The organism is Roseobacter sp. N2S (genome assembly GCF_031454055.1).
GTDB lineage: Bacteria > Pseudomonadota > Alphaproteobacteria > Rhodobacterales > Rhodobacteraceae > Amylibacter.
Window position 1 is genome coordinate 377089 of sequence record NZ_JAVDQB010000002.1, and the last position, 18015, is coordinate 395103.

An 18015-nucleotide genomic window follows, 5' to 3' on the forward strand; every position below is an offset into this window, starting at 1 on the left:
TTTCCTCCCTTAATTCATAAACCTCTGCACCAAAACAGGGCAACCCGTCACCCGTAGGATTGCACGGATGTTCCTGCCAAGGCCGCGATATTCAGCAATCCGCGTGGTGTGATGGAGGGGCTGACAATATGCGCCTTATTGCCCATCCCCATCAGGATCGGCCCCACTTCCAGCCCGCCCGCGCGGGTCTTTAACACGTTACGCACCGCACTGGCCGCATCTGTATTGGCAAAAATCAACGTGTTAGCCGCGCCTTCAAGACGGCTTTCTGGCAAGATCCGCGCGCGCAATTCAGGGTCAAGCGCACTATCCGCGTGCATTTCGCCTTCATATTGGAAATCCAGATCCATCCCGTCCAGAATGTCCAGCGCCCCGCGCATGCGGCGGCCACTGTCGATATCCAGATTGCCGAATTGGGAATGGGACAGCAAAGCGATTTTCGGGTCCATCCCAAAGCGTTTCACATGCCGCGCCGCTGCAATCACCGTTTGGGCGATCTGATCCGCAGTGGGTTCGGGATGCACTTGGGTATCGGCCACAAACAGCGCGCCGCTTTCAAGGATCATCAGGGACAGCGCCCCGACAGGGTGCAACCCGTCCTGCCCCAAAATCTCGCTTACATATTTCAAATGCCACAGATATTGCCCGAAAGTGCCACAGATCAGGCTGTCAGCTTCACCGCGGTGCACAGCCACAGCGCCAATGGCGGTTGTATTGGTGCGCATGATCGCTTTGGCCAGATCAGGGGTCACACCACGGCGTTTCATCAGGTCGTAATAGGTCTGCCAATAGTCCCGATAGCGGCTGTCACTTTCGGGGTTCACCATGTCGAAATCCGAGCCGGGCTTGATGGATAGCCCCGCCCTGGAAATACGCCGCGCGATCACGTCAGGACGGCCAATCAAGATCGGGCGATCCACGCCCTCTTCAACCATAGCGCCGACGGCCCGCAGGACCCGCTCGCTTTCGCCTTCGGCAAAAATCACTCGCCGCACGGCCGCGCGGGCCAGTTCGAATACAGGGCGCATGATGAAGGCGGATTTGAACACGGACCGGTCCAGATGGGCCTTATAGGCGATAATGTCATCCACAGGCCGCTTGGCCACGCCACTGTCCATCGCGGCTTTGGCAACAGAACTGGCCACAATCCCCATCAGGCGTGGATCAAACGGTTTGGGGATCAGGTAATCCGGCCCGAAGGTCATCTTCTCGCCCTGATAGGCGGCCGCTGCCTCGGCGCTGCTGGTGGCACGGGCCAGTTCGGCAATGCCTTTGACACAGCCGATTTGCATGGCGTCGTTGATTTCTGTCGCGCCCACATCCAGCGCCCCGCGAAAGATAAACGGAAAGCACAAAACGTTGTTCACCTGATTGGGATAATCCGACCGCCCCGTGGCGATAATCGCATCAGGGGCGACTTTTTTCACCTCTTCGGGCATGATTTCTGGGGTGGGATTGGCCAGCGCAAAAATGATTGGCTGTTTGGTCATTTTCGCAACCATATCAGACGTCAGAACGCCGGGACCGGACAGGCCCAGAAACAAATCAGCGCCGTCAATAACCTGATCGAGTGTGCGCAGATCGCTGTCTTGGGCGAAGGCGGATTTTTGCGGGTTCATATCCTCGGCGCGGCCCTGATAGACCAACCCGTGGATGTCACACAGCCAGATATTTTCCCGCTTCACCCCCAGTTTCACCAACATGTTCAGACAGGCAATGCCGGCAGCGCCACCCCCTGTGGACACGATTTTAATGTCTTCAAACCGCTTTTTGGCAACCGCCACCGCGTTGGTAGCCGCAGCACCCACAACAATGGCTGTACCGTGCTGGTCGTCGTGGAAAACGGGAATATTCATCCGCTCGCGGCAGATTTTTTCCACGATAAAACAATCAGGTGCCTTGATATCTTCAAGGTTGATCGCCCCGAATGTGGGTTCCAGCGCGCAGACGATTTCGGCCAGTTTGACCGGATCAGATTCGTTTAATTCAATATCAAAACAGTCGATATTGGCGAATTTCTTGAACAGGACCGCCTTGCCTTCCATCACCGGTTTTGACGCCAGCGCCCCGATGTTGCCCAGACCCAGAACCGCCGTCCCGTTGGTCACCACGCCCACCAGATTGCTACGCGTGGTGTACAGTTCAGCCGCCGCTGGATCGGCCTTTATTTCCAGACACGCCTCGGCCACGCCCGGGCTATAGGCCAGCGACAGATCGCGCTGGTTGCCCATGGGCTTGGTCGCCCTGATTTCCAACTTTCCCGGTTTGGGGTGCTGGTGATAATTCAGGGCGCGGGTTTTGGGCGAGTCTGCCATAAGGCCTCCTTAACTGGATTTGATCAGTTCGAGGATGTTACGCGCCGCAGACGGGATATTTGTGCCCGGCCCGAAGATCGCTTTCACCCCCGCTTTGTACAAGAAATCATAGTCCTGTTGGGGGATAACGCCGCCACAGATCACGATGATGTCTCCTGCATTCTGGTCTTTTAGCGCCTGAACCAACTGAGGGGCCAGCGTTTTATGACCCGCAGCCTGTGATGAAATCCCGATCACATGCACATCGTTGTCAATGGCATCGCGGGCAGCTTCGGCGGGGGTTTGGAACAGCGGGCCAACGTCCACGTCAAAGCCGATGTCGGCGAATGCTGTGGCGATCACTTTGGCACCGCGGTCATGGCCATCCTGACCCATTTTGACCACCAACATGCGGGGGCGTCGGCCCTCGGAATCGGCAAATGCGTCCACATCGGCCTGAATTTGCGCAAAGCCTTCGTCGCCTTCATAGGCGGCCCCGTATACCCCTGCCAATGTCTTTACCTCTGCTCTGTGACGCCCAAAGGCGGTTTCCATTGCGTCCGAAATCTCGCCCACTGTGGCGCGGGCGCGGGCGGCTTCGACGGCCAGCGCCAACAGGTTGCCCTCGCCTGTGCTGGCCCCTTGTTCCAGCAGCATCAACGCCTGCGCACAAGCATCTGCATCCCGTGTGGCGCGAATTTTTTCCAGACGGGCGATCTGGCTGTCGCGTACGGCGGAATTGTCGATGTCGCGGATGTTGATTACCGGCTGTTTGTCGAGCGTGAATTTATTCACCCCCACAACCACTTCTTCGCCCCGATCCACTGCGGCCTGACGGCGGGCGGCGGCCTCCTCGATGCGCAGTTTGGGCATGCCAGAGGCCACGGCCTTGGTCATGCCGCCCATATCATCCACTTCCTTGATGATTTTGCGGGCTTCATTGGCCAGTTCATTGGTCAGGTTTTCGATGTAATATGACCCCGCCAGCGGATCGACCACATTGGTCACGCCGGTTTCGTTTTGCAAAATCAATTGGGTGTTGCGGGCCAGCCGCGCGGATTCTTCGGTTGGCAAAGCGATTGCTTCGTCAAAAGAGTTGGTGTGCAGGGATTGTGTCCCGCCCAGAACCGCGCTCATGGCTTCATAGGCGGTGCGCACCACGTTGTTATAGGGGTCTTGTTCCTGCAACGACACGCCCGATGTTTGGCAATGGGTGCGCAGCATAGAGGATCCGGGCTTTTTCGGTTCAAATTCTGCCATGATTTCGGACCACAGCAAACGCGCCGCCCGCAATTTGGCGATTTCCATGAAGAAGTTCATGCCGATCGCAAAGAAAAAGCTAAGCCGCCCTGCGAAAGCATCCACGTCCATGCCCCGATCAATCGCGGTTTTGACGTATTCCTTACCATCCGCCAGCGTGAACGCCAGCTCTTGCACAAGGTTCGCGCCTGCTTCTTGCATGTGATAGCCGGAAATCGAAATCGAGTTGAATTTCGGCATGTCAGTCGCGGTGAATTCGATAATATCCGCCACAATCCGCATGGATGGTTCTGGTGGGTAGATATAGGTGTTGCGCACCATGAATTCTTTCAGAATGTCATTCTGAATAGTGCCCGACAACACGCTGCGGTCATGACCTTGTTCTTCGCCTGCTACGATAAAGGACGCAAGAACCGGAATAACTGCACCATTCATGGTCATGGACACAGAAATCTGATCGAGCGGGATACCGTCAAACAGGATTTTCATATCCTCGACGGAATCAATGGCAACGCCTGCTTTGCCCACATCACCCATGACCCGTTCATGGTCACTGTCATAGCCACGGTGGGTGGCCAGATCAAAGGCAACCGAAACGCCCTGTTGGCCAGCGGCCAGACCTTGGCGATAAAAGGCGTTGGATTCTTCGGCGGTGGAAAAGCCCGCGTATTGGCGGATGGTCCACGGACGGCCCGTATACATAGTGGCGCGCGGCCCCCGCATATAGGGGTTTACACCCGGCACGCCATTGATGTGATCCAGCCCTTCCAGATCGTCAGCCGTGTAGACGGGTTTCACCTTGATGCCTTCGGGCGTGTCCCACGTCAGGCTGTCCAGCGGTTTGCCGCGCAGTTCTTTTTCTGCCAGCGTTTCCCATGTCTTTTTGTCTTCTGCGCTCATGCTTTGCGCTCCTTTATGGCTGTCGTGGGGATGCCCACGGGGGTGTTCGTTTTCGTGTTCGAATTGGTGTTCGGAGGGTGTTTCTGCATCACAGAAACTCCAGTTCGGCGGAGCGCGGCAATGTGGGGGCAAAGGCCCGCAGTTTGCCGATCAAATCGTCCCGTGCAGCGGTGTCATCGGGATCCGTTGCATATATCGTGACGATATTCCCCCCCAAAGTGCCCCGCGGGATGGTCAGTTTCAGGCGAGCCACGGCCTGCCAGCCTGCTGGAATATGGGCGGCCAGCCAGTGGCGATAGATCATTGCTGCCTTCACATCGTATTTCTGCGCCAGCTTGTCCGCCCACAGCGGGTCTGCGCGACTGGTGCGCGCTTCAAGCGCCTCTGCCGAGGCCAGCCCCCACAGATCCAGCACGTAATAAGGATTGCGATAGGCCACATGGCCCAGATCATTCACCGCAATCGGGGCTTGCCAGAAATCATCGACAAACCGCCCCATCTGGCGCTGTTGCGCATAAATCGCAGCACTGCCAGCGGGCAGTTTTTCAAAGGTGGTCAGCGGATAGTGCAAGCCGCCGATCACCAATGCGGCCACGGGGAAAATCGCCCGCAATTGTTGGGCGCGGGGTGACGCAACCGCTATACGAGACAGAAGATAGACGGTTACAGCCGCACCAAAACTCCAGACGTAGATCTCATAACGATAAAACGGCAGGACGGAGCCCAGCGTCACATGGGCGAATGCCGCCAGCATAGCCGTGGCCCCGAGGCACAGCTCCACGCGGCTGAATTTCCGGCGTTGTGACAGCAGTAAAAACACCAGCGTCAGGATCAGCCCGATCAGCAACCGCCCCGAGGGCGAGATCATCGCCAGCTTCCAGCTGTTTTTTAACGCCAGCAAGCGATCCCCTGTTTCCGCCCCCGCCACTACATCGGCGCCGCCGCCAACGACCACGGCCTTGGCATTGACTGAATTGGGCAGCATATCCAGCCCGAGCGCAGACATATGCATGAAATGCACCGTCATTGGCAGGGCTGTGGCGATCAGTGTGATCACAGCCAAGGGCCACCGCCCGCCAAAAGCCAGCACCGCACAGGCAAATAAGGCCAGCGCCATGCCCTCAAACCGCAGCAACGGGTTCACGATAATCGCGGCAATCAGATACCACGGCACCTGCCCTGTCTGCGCAAACCGGATCAGCCCCAGCGCCACCAAAAGCGCGGCACAGACATGCAAAATATGTTCCATCCCGATCAGGGACAGGGCTGGGAAATGCAAAAACACCGGCCCCAACAGGGCCAGCAGGAACAAAGACACGCGCCACGGGCTGTCATCGGCCACAGCCGCCGTTTCCAGCACCCGCGCCCATAAAATCGCCGCCCAGATCAACGCCCCCAGCCCCAAAGTCAGCGGCACATAAGGCTGCCAGCCAAAGCCCGCAAAAGGGGCCAACAGATAGGAATACAAAATAGACGAAGAAGCCGAGGCGGATTCCCCCCCATTCACCCCGTAAGCGCCTTGGGCCACCTGTTCGGACATGGCCAGATGGATGTACACATCATCCAGCGCATATTCCCAGACACCGCCGGTTTTCAGCAGCGTCAGCACAATCACGGCCAACGTCGGCAGCACGGCACCAAACAGCGCCCACAGGGTCAATCCACGGGCTTGCGTCATGCTGCCCACCCACTGTGGGGCAATTGCCTCTCGCATTTCGGGGAAAACCGCTTACATGATATCCCGATAGGAGATTTCATGAAGACACCACGTGTTGCTGCATTGATTGCCCTGATCGGGCTTGCACAAAGCCTGCCCGCCTCGGCCAATCCGCTAGAGGAGTATCTTTGGGTGAAACGCCCTGTTGTGGTCTTTGCCGACACACCAGACGACCCGCGGTTCATTCGCCAGATGGAGTTGTTCGACGAAGACCCGGACGCGCTGGCCGAGCGGGACATTGTGGTTCTAACCGATACAGACGCCCGTGAATTATCCGACCTGCGCAAGGCGCTGCGCCCGCGCGGGTTCCAACTGACGGTGATCGGCAAGGACGGCGAAATAAAACTACGCAAACCCGGCCCCTGGACCGTGCGCGAGTTAAGCCGCTCTATTGATAAAATGCCCCTGCGCCAGCAGGAAATCAGACAACGCTGGGAAAAATAGCGCACAGCGCCATTGTTAGAATTATTGAATTCTTTGCCATTATGCCCTATATTATGGGCAAGGCGCAGTTTCCGATCAAAAAGGACGGACCATGACTGAAGTACGCGAAAAACCAAAGCCGATTGCTGGCCAGACAGGGCCACGCCCCGGTTACTAACACCGAATATGAAACGCCCGCTCATGGGCGTTTCCCCAGTTGCGCATCAATGGCTGCAACCGCATTTTTACCCAATTCCAAGGCTTGCAGCTTCATGCTGATGTAATCCGTGTACATGGCTTCGCGGGCGTCATCGTTCAGATCACGCACGCCCTGCCCGCGCAAATCCTCGATCAATGCTTCAATCGCGAATAACTGGCTGTAATAGCGCACCACGGGTTTGATCACCGGTTCCGGCAACACATGAATTTCCGACAGAACCGCGCGAAACACCGTGTCGTTGCGTTCGGTTGGCACCAGCGGGAAATACCCCGCCTGTGCGCGCATCTTGTCGATGACTTTTTCCAGATGATCGGTCAGATCGAACAGCTCCAGAACCTCTAGGTAAGGCAGGATTTCTGCGGCCAGAGCGGTTTGCACATCGCGCACCCGTTCCAACCGACGATTTTGGTCTTGGGCCTTATCCAGCCACGCCTTGAACACCCACCCAGCCGAGGCAACCCCCGCCCCGATCAGGGCGGCGATCAATCGCGGGTCTATGATCACCGGGTCAGCCAATGGGCCTATTCGAACTCCATGATTACGTCATCCACCATCAGGCTTTCACCCACGGCGGCTTTCACTTTGGTGACGACGCCTTTCTTTTCGGCGCGCAGAACATTTTCCATTTTCATGGCTTCCACAGTGCACAGGGCTTGGCCTTCCTGCACTTCGTCGCCTTCTTTCACATCCAGCGCCACGATCAGACCCGGCATCGGGCAGAGCAGCAGTTTGGATGTGTCCGGCGGCAGTTTTTCCGGCATCAGGCTGGCAAGTTCCGCATTGCGCGGGCTGCGCACGCGGACTTTCAGTTCAGCCCCGCGGGATCGAATGCGATAGCCCGCAGAAATCGGGTCCACCTTCAGAACCACATTTTCGCCGTTGATTTTCATCTTGGCAAGGCTTTGCCCCGGCAACCAATCCGACGTGATCCGCAGTTTTTCACCGTCTTCGAATTTCACCGTAGAGCCTTTGTCATCAGCCTTGATCTTCACCGCAAAGGATTCGCCTTGCAGGGTCACAACCCAGTCTTTGCCCACTTTGCGTTTGTGGTTGTTGATCCGCCCAGACACCCGCGCACGGCGGATTTCGGCGACGCGGAACATGGCCGCACAGCTGGCCGCAATATTGCGCAGGGCGGCACTGTCCAATGTGGCACCTTCAAAGCCTTCGGGGTATTCTTCTTCGATAAAGGCAGTGGTGATATTGCCCGAAATGAATCGTTCGTGATCCATTACAGCAGACAGGAACGGCAGGTTATGACCGATGCCTTCAACTTCAAAACTGTCCAGCGCGACACGCATCCGGTCAATCGCCTCGCCCCGTGTCGGGGCCCATGTACACAGCTTGGCGATCATCGGATCGTAGAACATACTGATCTCGCCGCCTTCAAACACGCCCGTGTCATTGCGCACTGCATAGGCTGATTTCGCTTTCTCCGCAGGCGGACGATAGCGGGTCAGACGGCCAATTGATGGCAAGAAGTTGCGATACGGGTCTTCGGCATACAGACGGTTTTCAATGGCCCAGCCGTTGATTTTAATGTCTTCCTGCTTCATGGCCAGCTTTTCGCCCCATGCCACACGGATCATCTGTTCCACCAGATCAATGCCGGTGATCAGTTCGGTTACAGGGTGTTCCACCTGCAATCGGGTGTTCATTTCCAGAAAGTAGAAATTGCGATCCCCGTCCACAATGAATTCCACCGTGCCTGCACTGGAATAATTAACCGCCTTGGCCAGCGCGACAGATTGTTCGCCCATGGCTTTGCGGGTGGCTTCGTCCAGAAACGGACTTGGGGCTTCTTCGACAACCTTTTGGTTGCGCCGCTGGATCGAGCATTCTCGCTCGTTCAGATACAGGCAGTTGCCGTGTTTATCGCCCAGCACCTGAATTTCGATGTGGCGCGGTTGGGTGACAAATTTCTCGATGAAAATCCGGTCATCGCCAAAGGAATTCGCCGCCTCGTTTTTAGACGATTGAAACCCCTCACGGGCTTCTTGATCGTTCCACGCGATGCGCATCCCCTTGCCGCCGCCGCCAGCCGAGGCTTTGAGCATCACAGGATAGCCCACTTCATTGGAAATCTTAACCGCCTCATCCGCATCCGCGATCAGGCCCATATAGCCTGGCACCGTAGACACGCCCGCCTCTTGGGCCAGCTTTTTAGAGGTGATCTTATCGCCCATGGATTCAATCGCGCCCGCAGGTGGGCCGACAAAAGCCACGCCTTCAGCTTCAAGAGCTTCGGCAAAGAGTTTGTTTTCACTTAGGAAACCATACCCCGGATGCACGGCTTCAGCACCGGTTTTGCGAATCGCTTCCATCACTTTTTCAATAACGATGTAGGATTGATTGGCAGGGCTTGGACCGATGTGAACCGCCTCATCCGCCATTTGAACATGCAACGCCTGCGCATCTGCATCCGAATAAATCGCAACCGTCTTGATACCCATTTTGCGGGCAGTCTTGATCACGCGACACGCGATTTCGCCACGGTTGGCGATCAGGATTTTCTTAAACATGGGCTGTACCTTCGATTGGGCTAATACGGAATAACTGGCGGGTTTCCATGCCAATCAGGCACGAAAAAAGGCCCCGTTCGCGGATGCGAAGGGGGCCGAGTAGAGGGGAAATGAAAGAGTTTAACGGCTCAAAAGAGCGGTTATTCCCAAACGTGCCGGTCTTTGCTGGTGATCCCACCAACAACGCCACCGACAATAGCGCCTTTGATCGGGTTGCCGTCCAGCAAAGCCGTGCCAACCGCGCCGACAACCGCACCGGTACCGATGCGTTTTTGGGTGCGTTGGTCCAACGTGCTGTTGCAAGCTGACAAACCGAATACCGCGGCGAGTGCCGCAAAAACTGATAGTTTACGCATTTTTTGCCTCTTTTTATCTGCGTCTCAAGCCTGCTCGACAGGCCTCGTGCAGACAAAAGGTAGCGCGGAAGATGCGCAAAACAAAGGGCTTGATGCACCGCCCCTTGCAGGTCGGCGCAAACACGCCAAATCACGGATTTCATAGGCAAAATCACGCCCAATCCTCGATACTTTCGTCAAAAACGTCGGGAAAGCTGACCATAGCGCGGCCTTTGTCGACACGCAGCAAAGCCTCATAGCTTTCAGGATCAAACGGCTGCTCCGCAGGCACGACCTCGCGGCCCAGCAACCAGTTCAGGCGACCCGCATCCAGATTGCCCCGCTCAAACGATTCCTCGCCAAAACACTCCCACAGGGCGCGCATGAAAAACTCATCCGCGCGGCGGTCTGCATGACGGCGGTCCGCATAGCGTTCCCGCGCCTTAAGCGGTGTTGCGCCCTTTTTATTGGGACGGCGAATGACGAATTGGAATTCAGACCCAGGCAAACGCCCTGGAAACCCACGGTGTTTGATCATAGCGCCACCTGCAGGTCTGGGTGCAGTGGCGAAAAAGATAGCGATGCGCGAGCGGCGGCGTACCGCCGCCCGGCGATAAGCTTAGTACTTGGAAGTAACCGGCTCTGGTTGTACGTCCAGAATAACAACTGGCTCTTCTTGTTGTGCGCAGGCAGAAACGCCCAAAGTGACAACAAGCAATGCGATTTTAAGTTTTGTGGACATAGTGTCCTCCTGTGACAGTCATATTGTATTCGAAACCGATCACGACACGCGACCGTAGCCGCGTGAACGCAGCTTGCAGCTAAGTTAGCAAAGATTCGCAGCCGCGCATACCGAATATGTGCAAATAGGCGGAAAACCTGCAAATTGCTGCTTTTTTGTGACGGGGCCACTGTGGGCGTGTCCGCCGCGCCCCTTATTTTTCTTGTCAGTACCATTCGCATGTTCCACCACTAATGTCGTATGCATTCAAAAATTGTGCGGCTGTTTCGTCCACTTCGCCGTAAGCGATTGGCCTTTCCATCAGACGCACCACGATTTCGTCGATCCGCAATCCATCGCCGATCAGTTTGCCTGCAAGCCCGATTCCAAGGTCGGTGCAGATCGTATCCATATCCACGCTGGCGCGATCAAATGTAACCCCGTATTCCCCCGCCAGTGCCGGCGCCACAAACCCCAGATACAGGATCTTGTTTTCCGGCGGGATCACCTGTTTTTCAAACAATGACAGCGCCTGCCCTGACGGCACCGCAATCGGTTCTGCTGTATCCAGTGTGCTAACCTGCGCAACACCCGCCACGGCCCAAAAGGACAACAAAGCCGCCACCACGCCTGCGCGAAACGCAAAGCGGGCAAGGCTTGAATAGGCAAACACGGCACTCATGATGCAGGCGCATCCTCTTGGTTCGTTTCAAATCTCGCTGGATGGGCTTTTCCAGCACTTTCATAGCGCCAGTCTGGCGTTTGGTCAGAGCGGTGTAAGGTCAGAGAGGCGCAACTTCCCAACAGAATTACACCCTCTCTGCATATTCTCCCAGCGCTCCAACCGCGATCACAACGGAATGTTGTCGTGTTTCTTCCACGGGTTCTTCAGCTTTTTACCGCGCAGGGAAGCAAAGGCCCGACAGACCCGTTTGCGGGTGTTGTGGGGGGTGATTACTTCGTCGATGAAGCCTTTTTCGGCGGCTACAAACGGATTGGCAAAGCGGTCTTCGTAATCGGCTACGCGGGCGGCGATTTTATCTGGATCGCCCAATTCAGAACGGTACAGGATTTCAACAGCGCCCTTGGCCCCCATCACAGCGATTTCCGCTGTCGGCCACGCATAGTTGTAATCGCCCCGCAGGTGTTTGGAGGCCATCACATCATAGGCCCCGCCGTAAGCCTTGCGGGTGATGACGGTAACTTTGGGCACGGTTGCTTCACCGTAAGCGAACAGCAGTTTTGCGCCGTGCTTGATTACGCCGCCATACTCTTGTCCGGTCCCGGGCAGGAAGCCGGGCACATCAACAAGCGTCAGGATCGGGATTTCAAAGGCATCACAAAAGCGCACAAAACGGGCGGCTTTGCGGGAACTGTCGATATCCAGACAGCCCGCCAGCACCATAGGCTGGTTGGCCACAACGCCAACGGTCTGACCTTCCATCCGCACAAAACCAGTCAGGATATTCTTGGCAAAATCCGCCTGAATTTCATAAAAATCACCCTCATCCGCGATTTTGGCGATCAGTTCTTTCATGTCATAGGGTTTGTTCGGGTTGTCAGGGATCAACGTATCCAACGAGGCCTCGTTGCGCGCAACATCGTCAAAGAACGGGCGCACAGGGGCTTTTTCGCGGTTGTTCAGGGGCAGAAAATCAAACAGGCGGCGCACTTCCATCAGGGCTTCCATGTCGTCCTCAAATGCGCCATCCGCCACTGACGATTTAGAGGTATGGGTTTTCGCCCCGCCCAATTCTTCGGCGGTGACAACTTCGTTGGTGACGGTTTTCACCACATCTGGGCCGGTCACAAACATATAAGAACTGTCGCGCACCATGAAGATAAAGTCGGTCATCGCTGGGGAGTACACCGCCCCGCCCGCGCAGGGCCCCATGATCACGCTGATCTGCGGCACCACGCCTGAAGCCAGCACGTTGTTCTGGAACACATCCGCGTAACCCGCCAATGATGCGACGCCTTCCTGAATCCGCGCGCCACCGGAATCGTTCAGCCCGATGATCGGCGCACCGTTGCGCACGGCCATTTCCTGAATTTTACAGATCTTTTCCGCGTGGGTTTCGGACAACGATCCGCCAAATACGGTGAAGTCCTGCGAAAACACATAGACCATGCGGCCATTGATGGTGCCCCATCCGGTGATCACCCCATCGCCCGGTATAGTGGTTTCCTGCATGCCGAATTCGGTGCAGCGGTGCGCTTTGAACATGTCGAATTCTTCAAACGAGCCTTCGTCCAACAACACTTCGACCCGTTCGCGTGCAGTCAGCTTGCCTTTGGCATGTTGCGCATCAATGCGGCGCTGGCCTCCGCCTAAGCGGGCTTCCTCGCGACGGCTTTCTAGTTGTTGCAGGATCGTGTTCACGGCTGTACCTCCGAATGGTGCGCATTTTGCTTGTAGATACGCTATTTTTAAAGGCGCTGGAAGCGAAACCTCGCATATTTGCAAAGCCTGATTCTACCTGCACTTGAATATTGCAAACCTGCAAATTCTCTACACCATAATTACCGCATCAAAACCTCTGCAATTGAACAGGCGAAGCTTTGCTTTAAAGAGCCGTTTTCAAAAAACGGCTTAGGACTGCACCAAAATCGGCTATACCACTTAGACCGCTTCTAACAACGAGGATCCCATGGCCACCAGAACCGAGATTATCGACGGAATGCAATTCACTTTTTTGAACGGTAAAAGCGCACTGAACACCAGCAGCGCTGCGCCGCGGACCATCACATATCAATATGCTGGCACCAGCGCACCGACGGACCTGCCCACATCCGCCAGCTATGACGGCTGGACTGATTTCAGCGCAGCCGAGGCCGCGACCTTCCGCGCCGCATTGGATCATGTGGAAACTCTGTTGAACGTTGAATTTGTCGAAATCTCTGGCAGTGCCGATCCGGATATGAACGTGGGCAAGGTGACGATTCCGGGGTCAACGGCAGGTGTCGGCGGCTTTAGCGCATCCAGTTCTGGGGATACGATCACCCGCTATGACAGCTATGTGGTCTATGACAACACTATTGATCTGACCACCTCTGTCGATCTGGTGCTGCATGAAGTCGGCCATGCTATGGGGCTGAAACACCCGTTCTCGTCGCCTACTGTTCCAAGCGGCTTTGACAGCAACAAATATTCGATCATGTCCTACACGTCCAATCCGGACAACGGGATGGACAGTGACGCGATGATGCTGTTCGACATTCTGGCCATGCAAGACCTGTGGGGCGCGAACCTTGATACCGCATCGGGGGACAGCACCTATACGGGCAAGCGTACCGACACAATTGATGCGATCTGGGACGGGGGTGGCATTGATACATTTGATGCATCAGCCATAGCCAGCGGCGTGCGACTGGATTTGCGCCAAGCCCGATTTTCCAGCTTTGACTCTACTGACGATGTGGTCATCGCCTATGACACAGTGATCGAAAACGCCACTGGGGGCGCGGGCGCGGATGTTTTGATTGGCAACAGTGCCGCCAACCTGCTGCTGGGGGGCGGCGGTCGGGATAAGATCAAAGGGAACAAGGGACGCGACGATATCGAAGGCGGCGATGCACGGGACAAGATCAGTGGCGGCATCGGCTTTGACAAGATTTCAGGGGGCAACGGCAATGACCGTATTGCGGGGGATCAGGGCAATGACAGACTGTCTGGCAACGCAGGCAGGGATACATTTGTCTTTGCCGAAGGGGGCGGCAAGGACAGGGTGCTGGATTTCACCGACAACAAAGATCAGTTGAAATTCTACCATGACGACGTGTCCAGCGTGTCTGATGTGCTCGATTTAGGGGTCAACAAAGGCGCAAATGCCGTGTTCACCTTTAATGACGGGTTGGTGGTGGTGGTAAATGACATCACAGTTGCCGCGCTCAGCGATGACATTCTGGTGGCCTGACACCGCGCCCCCGCGACCGCAGCGAACCACGCCCCCCCCAACCCAAGAGTGCTGACGCGCCGTAGCGGAAACCTTACGGCCTTTTGGCATGGACAGTTCAATTTTGAGGGCATAGTCAGGTGTATCCGCCGGTTACGAGGTTCTTTACAGCCTGAAAACACGGTGCTCCCCCATCCTCCAAAGGACGCCCCTTTGTATGTCTGTTCTGCCTAAAGCCCGTTTTCTTGACCCGAAAACCCCGCCAACAATGATCACTCTGGTTATTTTCGCCTCTATTGGCGCGATTGCCATGAACATTTTCCTGCCCTCCATGCCTGCGATTGTTACCCATTTTGACGCCAGCTATCTGGCTGTGCAATTCATGCTATCAGGCTTTTTGTTTATGAACGGCATCTTGCAGTTGTTCATCGGCCCCGTGTCTGACAGATACGGACGCCGTCCTGTGGCGCTTTGGACGCTGGCGGCTTTTATCGTCGCTTCGGTTGTGTGCGCCAATGCGCCGAACACCAGCGTATTGCTGATAGCCCGCACCTTTCAGGCGCTTGTTGTGTCCAGTTTCGTGCTGTCACGCGCGGCAGCCCGTGACATTGCAGGCGGGGCAAATGCCGTGTCCATGCTGGGTTATATCGCAATGGGCATGTCTGTTGCGCCGATGATGGGCCCCACCATTGGCGGCTTTCTGCAAGAAGCCTTTGGCTGGCGCGCCCCGTTCTGGACGCTGGCAGGGCTTGGCGTTTTTGTGTTCCTGCTGGTTCTGCGCGATATGGGAGAAACCAACCTTAACCGTTCGACCAGTATGATCGAACAGGTGCGCACCTATCCTGAATTGCTGACGTCGCGGCGCTTCTGGGGCTATTCGCTGGCCTCGACCTTTGCGTCAGGGTGTTTTTTCTCGCTTCTGGGCGGGGCACCTTTTGTGGGCACAATCGTTTATGGCCTTAGCCCCAAGGAACTGGGCTTGTATTTCATCTTCGGGCCTGCGGGGTATTTCCTTGGCAATCTGATCTCGGGCAAATTTGCGGGCGTGATTGGCATGTATCGCATGATGACTGCGGGTGCTGCGATTACCATTTTGGGCATGCTGCTTTCGCTCATTCTGGTGAATGTCGGCTTTGACCACCCTGTCGCGTTTTTCGGCTGTACCATCTTTATCGGCCTTGGCAATGGCATGGTGATGCCCAGTGCCAGCGCGGGCATGATGTCGGTGAACGCGCGACTGGCCGGCACGGCGGCGGGACTTGGCGGCGCGATGATGACGCTCGGGGGCGGCGCCATTTCCGCCATAGTCATCCCCTTCCTGTCCGAGGAAGCTGGGGCGACGCCCCTAATCCTGTTCACTTTGGGATCTGCGGTGCTGGCATTGATGGCAGCGCTTTATTCCATTCGGGTGGAATATCTGGTGCGTAAAGGGCGGTGATATTGGGTCGATGTCGCTTGCGCGGTAAGTTTGCAAATATTACGGTGCGGATTAGCTAATCCGCAAACCATAGGTCAAACATGCGCGCCCAGAAACTCTATGCAGGGGTGACCTTGCGCGAAACCCGTCAGAAACAAGGGCTGACCCAAAAGGATTTCGCCGCCAAACTGGGGGTGTCCCTGCCCTATCTGAACCAGATGGAAAACAACCACCGCCCCGTCAGCACCACCGTGGTGCTGGCACTGGCGCAGGAGTTCGGCTTTGACGTCACCCAACTGTCTGTGGGCGAAGCAGAACGCATCGTTGCCGACATGCGCGAGGCTTTGGCCGATCCGGTCTTTAGCACCACCCAGCCCCCGCTGGCGGATATGCAACTGACCGCATCAAACGCCCCGTCACTGGCCCGTGCCTTTCTGGAACTGCACCGTGCTTATCGTCAGGGACAGGAACGGCTGGCATCCCTAGACGAGGCTTTGGGCCGCGAGGATAGCGCCATGTCGCCCTCCCCGTGGGAACAGGTCCGCGACTTTTTCCATTATTGCGACAATTACATCGACAGCATCGACCGCGTGGCCGAAAACTATGCGGCGCAGGCCAAATTATCAGGCCCCAACCCGCTGGGGTCGGCCCATGACTGGCTGGCGGAAAAACACAATATTCACCTGCGGGCGCAAAACACCGATGTGCTGCGCCACTATGATCCTGCAGGGCGCACCCTGACCCTGTCAGCACAGGCGGCCACATCAACAAAACTGTTCCAGATCGCCCACCAGACCGCCCTGCTGGATCACGACGATCTGCTGGAAGCCACGCTGGATTTCGCCAATTTCAACACCCCCGAGGCCCGTGCAATCTGTAAAATCGGCCTTGCCAATTACTTTGCAGGGGCCGCCACCCTGCCCTATGGGCGGTTCTTGCAGGTGGCACAGGAAACCCGCCATGATCTGGAACTGCTGGCCAGTTGTTTTGACGCCAGCATCGAACAGGTGGCCCACCGCCTGTCCACCATGCAACGGCCTGGACTAAAGGGTATTCCGTTCTTTTTTGTGCGCGTCGATCAGGCTGGAACCATCACCAAACGCCATTCCGCGACACGTCTGCAATTCGCCCGCTTTGGCGGGGCCTGCCCGCTGTGGAACGTCCACCGCGCCTTTGAAACACCGGGGCAATTCCTGCGGCAGTTGGCGGAAACGCCGGACGGGTTGCAATACCTGAGCCTTGCGCGGGATGTTTCCAAACAGGGCGGCAGCTTTCGCGCACCGATCCGGCGCTATGCCATTGGTCTGGGTTGTGAAATCCGTCACGCGGGTGCCATGGTCTACGCCGATGATCTGGATGTGACCAACCGTCAGGCCTTTGAGCCCATCGGCATTTCCTGCCGTATCTGTGAACGGCACAACTGCCACCAACGATCCGTCCCCCCGATAGAACGTCGCTTGCAAGTGGATCCCAACAGCCGCTCCACATTGCCCTACAGTATAGGCGAACCATGACCCGATTTCTGATCATCGGTGTGGTAGTTTATCTAATGTCTTTTGGCGGGCTGGTGCTGTTTCAGGACCGCATTCTTTATCCGTTCGATCCAACGGAAGTCACCCCAGAAACGGCTGGAGAGCCGCGCTTGACGGTAAAGCGGCTGCGCACGTCCGACGACGAACACCTTGTGATCTGGGTGGCCCCACCAAAGGCATCCAAACCCACAATTATCTATTTCCATGGCAATGCAGGCAATCTTGCCCTGCGGACCCAGCGGTTCAACCGGATGCTGGATCGGGGCTACGGGGTGGTGGCGATGGCCTATCGCGGGTCATCTGGCAGCAGCGGGAAACCGTCAGAAACCGCAGTGCGATCCGATACGCTGGCACTGATAAAGGCCCTGCCCGATCTGCTAGGTCCCCAGCCGCAAAAGCTGGTGTATTACGGCGAAAGTCTTGGCAGCGCGGTTGCAGTTCAACTGGCGGCGATCCACCCGCCTTCCGGTTTGGTGCTTGAGGCGCCCTTCGAGTCGATTGATGCGATGGCACGCCAGCGGATGCCGGTTTTCCCCACCTCTTTGGGCCTGCACGAGCATTGGAACACACTTGGCACCATCCCGAAGATCACCTCCCCCCTGCTGGTGATGCATGGCACGATGGACACGGTTGTCCCCTATGATCAAGGTCTGGCCGTCTTTGAAGCCGCCGCATCCAAGCGCAAGGTTTGGCGCGGTGTCAAAGGCGTTGGGCACGTCGGACATTGGGATGTGGCCGGGCAAAAGGCGATCTATCGCTTTATCGACAGTCTATAGAC

15 protein-coding genes are annotated in these 18015 nt (G+C 56.5%); 5 read left to right on the forward strand and 10 right to left on the reverse strand.

The window, feature by feature from the left end; all coding sequences use genetic code 11:
- Nucleotides 1–47: 47 nt before the first annotated feature.
- From GGE09_RS07640 to GGE09_RS07650, 3 genes are all read right to left on the reverse strand, one after another.
- Nucleotides 48–2315 carry an NADP-dependent malic enzyme gene (locus GGE09_RS07640; RefSeq protein ID WP_309745513.1) on the reverse strand — a complete coding sequence of 756 codons (2268 nt, stop codon included), beginning with the start codon at nucleotides 2313–2315 and terminating at the stop codon, nucleotides 48–50.
- A 9-nt stretch (nucleotides 2316–2324) separates the two neighbouring features.
- Nucleotides 2325–4454: a methylmalonyl-CoA mutase gene (scpA, locus tag GGE09_RS07645; protein WP_309745515.1), complete on the reverse strand. Its 2130-nt coding sequence runs from the start codon at nucleotides 4452–4454 to the stop codon at nucleotides 2325–2327.
- 88 nt (nucleotides 4455–4542) lie between these two features.
- Complete coding sequence (locus tag GGE09_RS07650; RefSeq protein WP_309745516.1) at nucleotides 4543–6132, reverse strand: hypothetical protein; 1590 nt, start codon at nucleotides 6130–6132, stop codon at nucleotides 4543–4545.
- A 78-nt stretch (nucleotides 6133–6210) separates the two neighbouring features.
- Here GGE09_RS07650 and GGE09_RS07655 point away from each other — a divergent pair, with 78 nt between their 5' ends.
- Complete coding sequence (locus GGE09_RS07655) at nucleotides 6211–6615, forward strand: DUF4174 domain-containing protein (protein ID WP_309745517.1); 405 nt, start codon at nucleotides 6211–6213, stop codon at nucleotides 6613–6615.
- A gap of 178 nt (nucleotides 6616–6793) precedes the next feature.
- On the opposite strand, the gene GGE09_RS07660 is transcribed toward GGE09_RS07655, so the two are convergent.
- The 7 genes from GGE09_RS07660 to GGE09_RS07690 form a co-directional block, all read right to left on the reverse strand.
- Entirely contained in the window at nucleotides 6794–7330 is a 537-nt protein-coding gene (locus GGE09_RS07660; RefSeq protein WP_309745518.1) for a hypothetical protein, read from the reverse strand.
- Nucleotides 7331–7335: 5 nt separating this feature from the next.
- Nucleotides 7336–9336, reverse strand: coding sequence for an acetyl/propionyl/methylcrotonyl-CoA carboxylase subunit alpha (locus tag GGE09_RS07665; RefSeq protein ID WP_309745519.1), 2001 nt, complete (start codon nucleotides 9334–9336; stop codon nucleotides 7336–7338).
- A 140-nt stretch (nucleotides 9337–9476) separates the two neighbouring features.
- Nucleotides 9477–9692, reverse strand: a complete 216-nt coding sequence (locus tag GGE09_RS07670) for a hypothetical protein (RefSeq protein ID WP_309745520.1) — start codon at nucleotides 9690–9692, stop codon at nucleotides 9477–9479.
- Nucleotides 9693–9843: 151 nt separating this feature from the next.
- Nucleotides 9844–10209, reverse strand: coding sequence for a hypothetical protein (locus tag GGE09_RS07675; RefSeq protein ID WP_309745521.1), 366 nt, complete (start codon nucleotides 10207–10209; stop codon nucleotides 9844–9846).
- An 81-nt stretch (nucleotides 10210–10290) separates the two neighbouring features.
- Complete coding sequence (locus GGE09_RS07680) at nucleotides 10291–10413, reverse strand: hypothetical protein (protein WP_309745522.1); 123 nt, start codon at nucleotides 10411–10413, stop codon at nucleotides 10291–10293.
- A 205-nt stretch (nucleotides 10414–10618) separates the two neighbouring features.
- The gene (locus GGE09_RS07685; protein ID WP_309745523.1) at nucleotides 10619–11074 is read right to left on the reverse strand and encodes a DUF6497 family protein; all 456 of its coding nucleotides are present in this window, start codon (nucleotides 11072–11074) and stop codon (nucleotides 10619–10621) included.
- Nucleotides 11075–11242: 168 nt separating this feature from the next.
- Nucleotides 11243–12775: an acyl-CoA carboxylase subunit beta gene (locus tag GGE09_RS07690; protein WP_309745524.1), complete on the reverse strand. Its 1533-nt coding sequence runs from the start codon at nucleotides 12773–12775 to the stop codon at nucleotides 11243–11245.
- 268 nt (nucleotides 12776–13043) lie between these two features.
- Here GGE09_RS07690 and GGE09_RS07695 point away from each other — a divergent pair, with 268 nt between their 5' ends.
- The 4 genes from GGE09_RS07695 (at nucleotide 13044) to GGE09_RS07710 (ending at nucleotide 18013) form a co-directional block, all read left to right on the forward strand.
- Entirely contained in the window at nucleotides 13044–14309 is a 1266-nt protein-coding gene (locus tag GGE09_RS07695; protein WP_309745525.1) for a M10 family metallopeptidase, read from the forward strand.
- A gap of 196 nt (nucleotides 14310–14505) precedes the next feature.
- On the forward strand, nucleotides 14506–15726 hold the full coding sequence (locus GGE09_RS07700; RefSeq protein ID WP_309745526.1) for a multidrug effflux MFS transporter: 1221 nt from the start codon (nucleotides 14506–14508) through the stop codon (nucleotides 15724–15726).
- An 80-nt stretch (nucleotides 15727–15806) separates the two neighbouring features.
- Entirely contained in the window at nucleotides 15807–17219 is a 1413-nt protein-coding gene (locus GGE09_RS07705) for a short-chain fatty acyl-CoA regulator family protein (RefSeq protein ID WP_309745527.1), read from the forward strand.
- Nucleotides 17216–18013, forward strand: a complete 798-nt coding sequence (locus GGE09_RS07710; protein WP_309745529.1) for an alpha/beta hydrolase — start codon at nucleotides 17216–17218, stop codon at nucleotides 18011–18013. Before GGE09_RS07705 ends, GGE09_RS07710 begins: the two co-directional genes overlap by 4 nt.
- The last annotated feature ends 2 nt before the right edge of the window (nucleotides 18014–18015 follow it).

What these genes read in the sequence shown, in the direction of transcription:
- GGE09_RS07700 (WP_309745526.1), top strand. Translation starts at nt 14,506, where the DNA reads ATGTCTGTTCTGCCTAAAGCCCGTTTTCTTGACCCGAAAACCCCGCCA.
- GGE09_RS07640 (WP_309745513.1), bottom strand. Translation starts at nt 2,315, where the DNA reads ATGGCAGACTCGCCCAAAACCCGCGCCCTGAATTATCACCAGCACCCC.
- GGE09_RS07710 (WP_309745529.1), top strand. Translation starts at nt 17,216, where the DNA reads ATGACCCGATTTCTGATCATCGGTGTGGTAGTTTATCTAATGTCTTTT.
- GGE09_RS07670 (WP_309745520.1), bottom strand. Translation starts at nt 9,692, where the DNA reads ATGCGTAAACTATCAGTTTTTGCGGCACTCGCCGCGGTATTCGGTTTG.
- scpA (WP_309745515.1), bottom strand. Translation starts at nt 4,454, where the DNA reads ATGAGCGCAGAAGACAAAAAGACATGGGAAACGCTGGCAGAAAAAGAA.
- GGE09_RS07675 (WP_309745521.1), bottom strand. Translation starts at nt 10,209, where the DNA reads ATGATCAAACACCGTGGGTTTCCAGGGCGTTTGCCTGGGTCTGAATTC.
- GGE09_RS07655 (WP_309745517.1), top strand. Translation starts at nt 6,211, where the DNA reads ATGAAGACACCACGTGTTGCTGCATTGATTGCCCTGATCGGGCTTGCA.
- GGE09_RS07680 (WP_309745522.1), bottom strand. Translation starts at nt 10,413, where the DNA reads ATGTCCACAAAACTTAAAATCGCATTGCTTGTTGTCACTTTGGGCGTT.
- GGE09_RS07685 (WP_309745523.1), bottom strand. Translation starts at nt 11,074, where the DNA reads ATGAGTGCCGTGTTTGCCTATTCAAGCCTTGCCCGCTTTGCGTTTCGC.
- GGE09_RS07650 (WP_309745516.1), bottom strand. Translation starts at nt 6,132, where the DNA reads ATGACGCAAGCCCGTGGATTGACCCTGTGGGCGCTGTTTGGTGCCGTG.
- GGE09_RS07705 (WP_309745527.1), top strand. Translation starts at nt 15,807, where the DNA reads ATGCGCGCCCAGAAACTCTATGCAGGGGTGACCTTGCGCGAAACCCGT.
- GGE09_RS07665 (WP_309745519.1), bottom strand. Translation starts at nt 9,336, where the DNA reads ATGTTTAAGAAAATCCTGATCGCCAACCGTGGCGAAATCGCGTGTCGC.
- GGE09_RS07695 (WP_309745525.1), top strand. Translation starts at nt 13,044, where the DNA reads ATGGCCACCAGAACCGAGATTATCGACGGAATGCAATTCACTTTTTTG.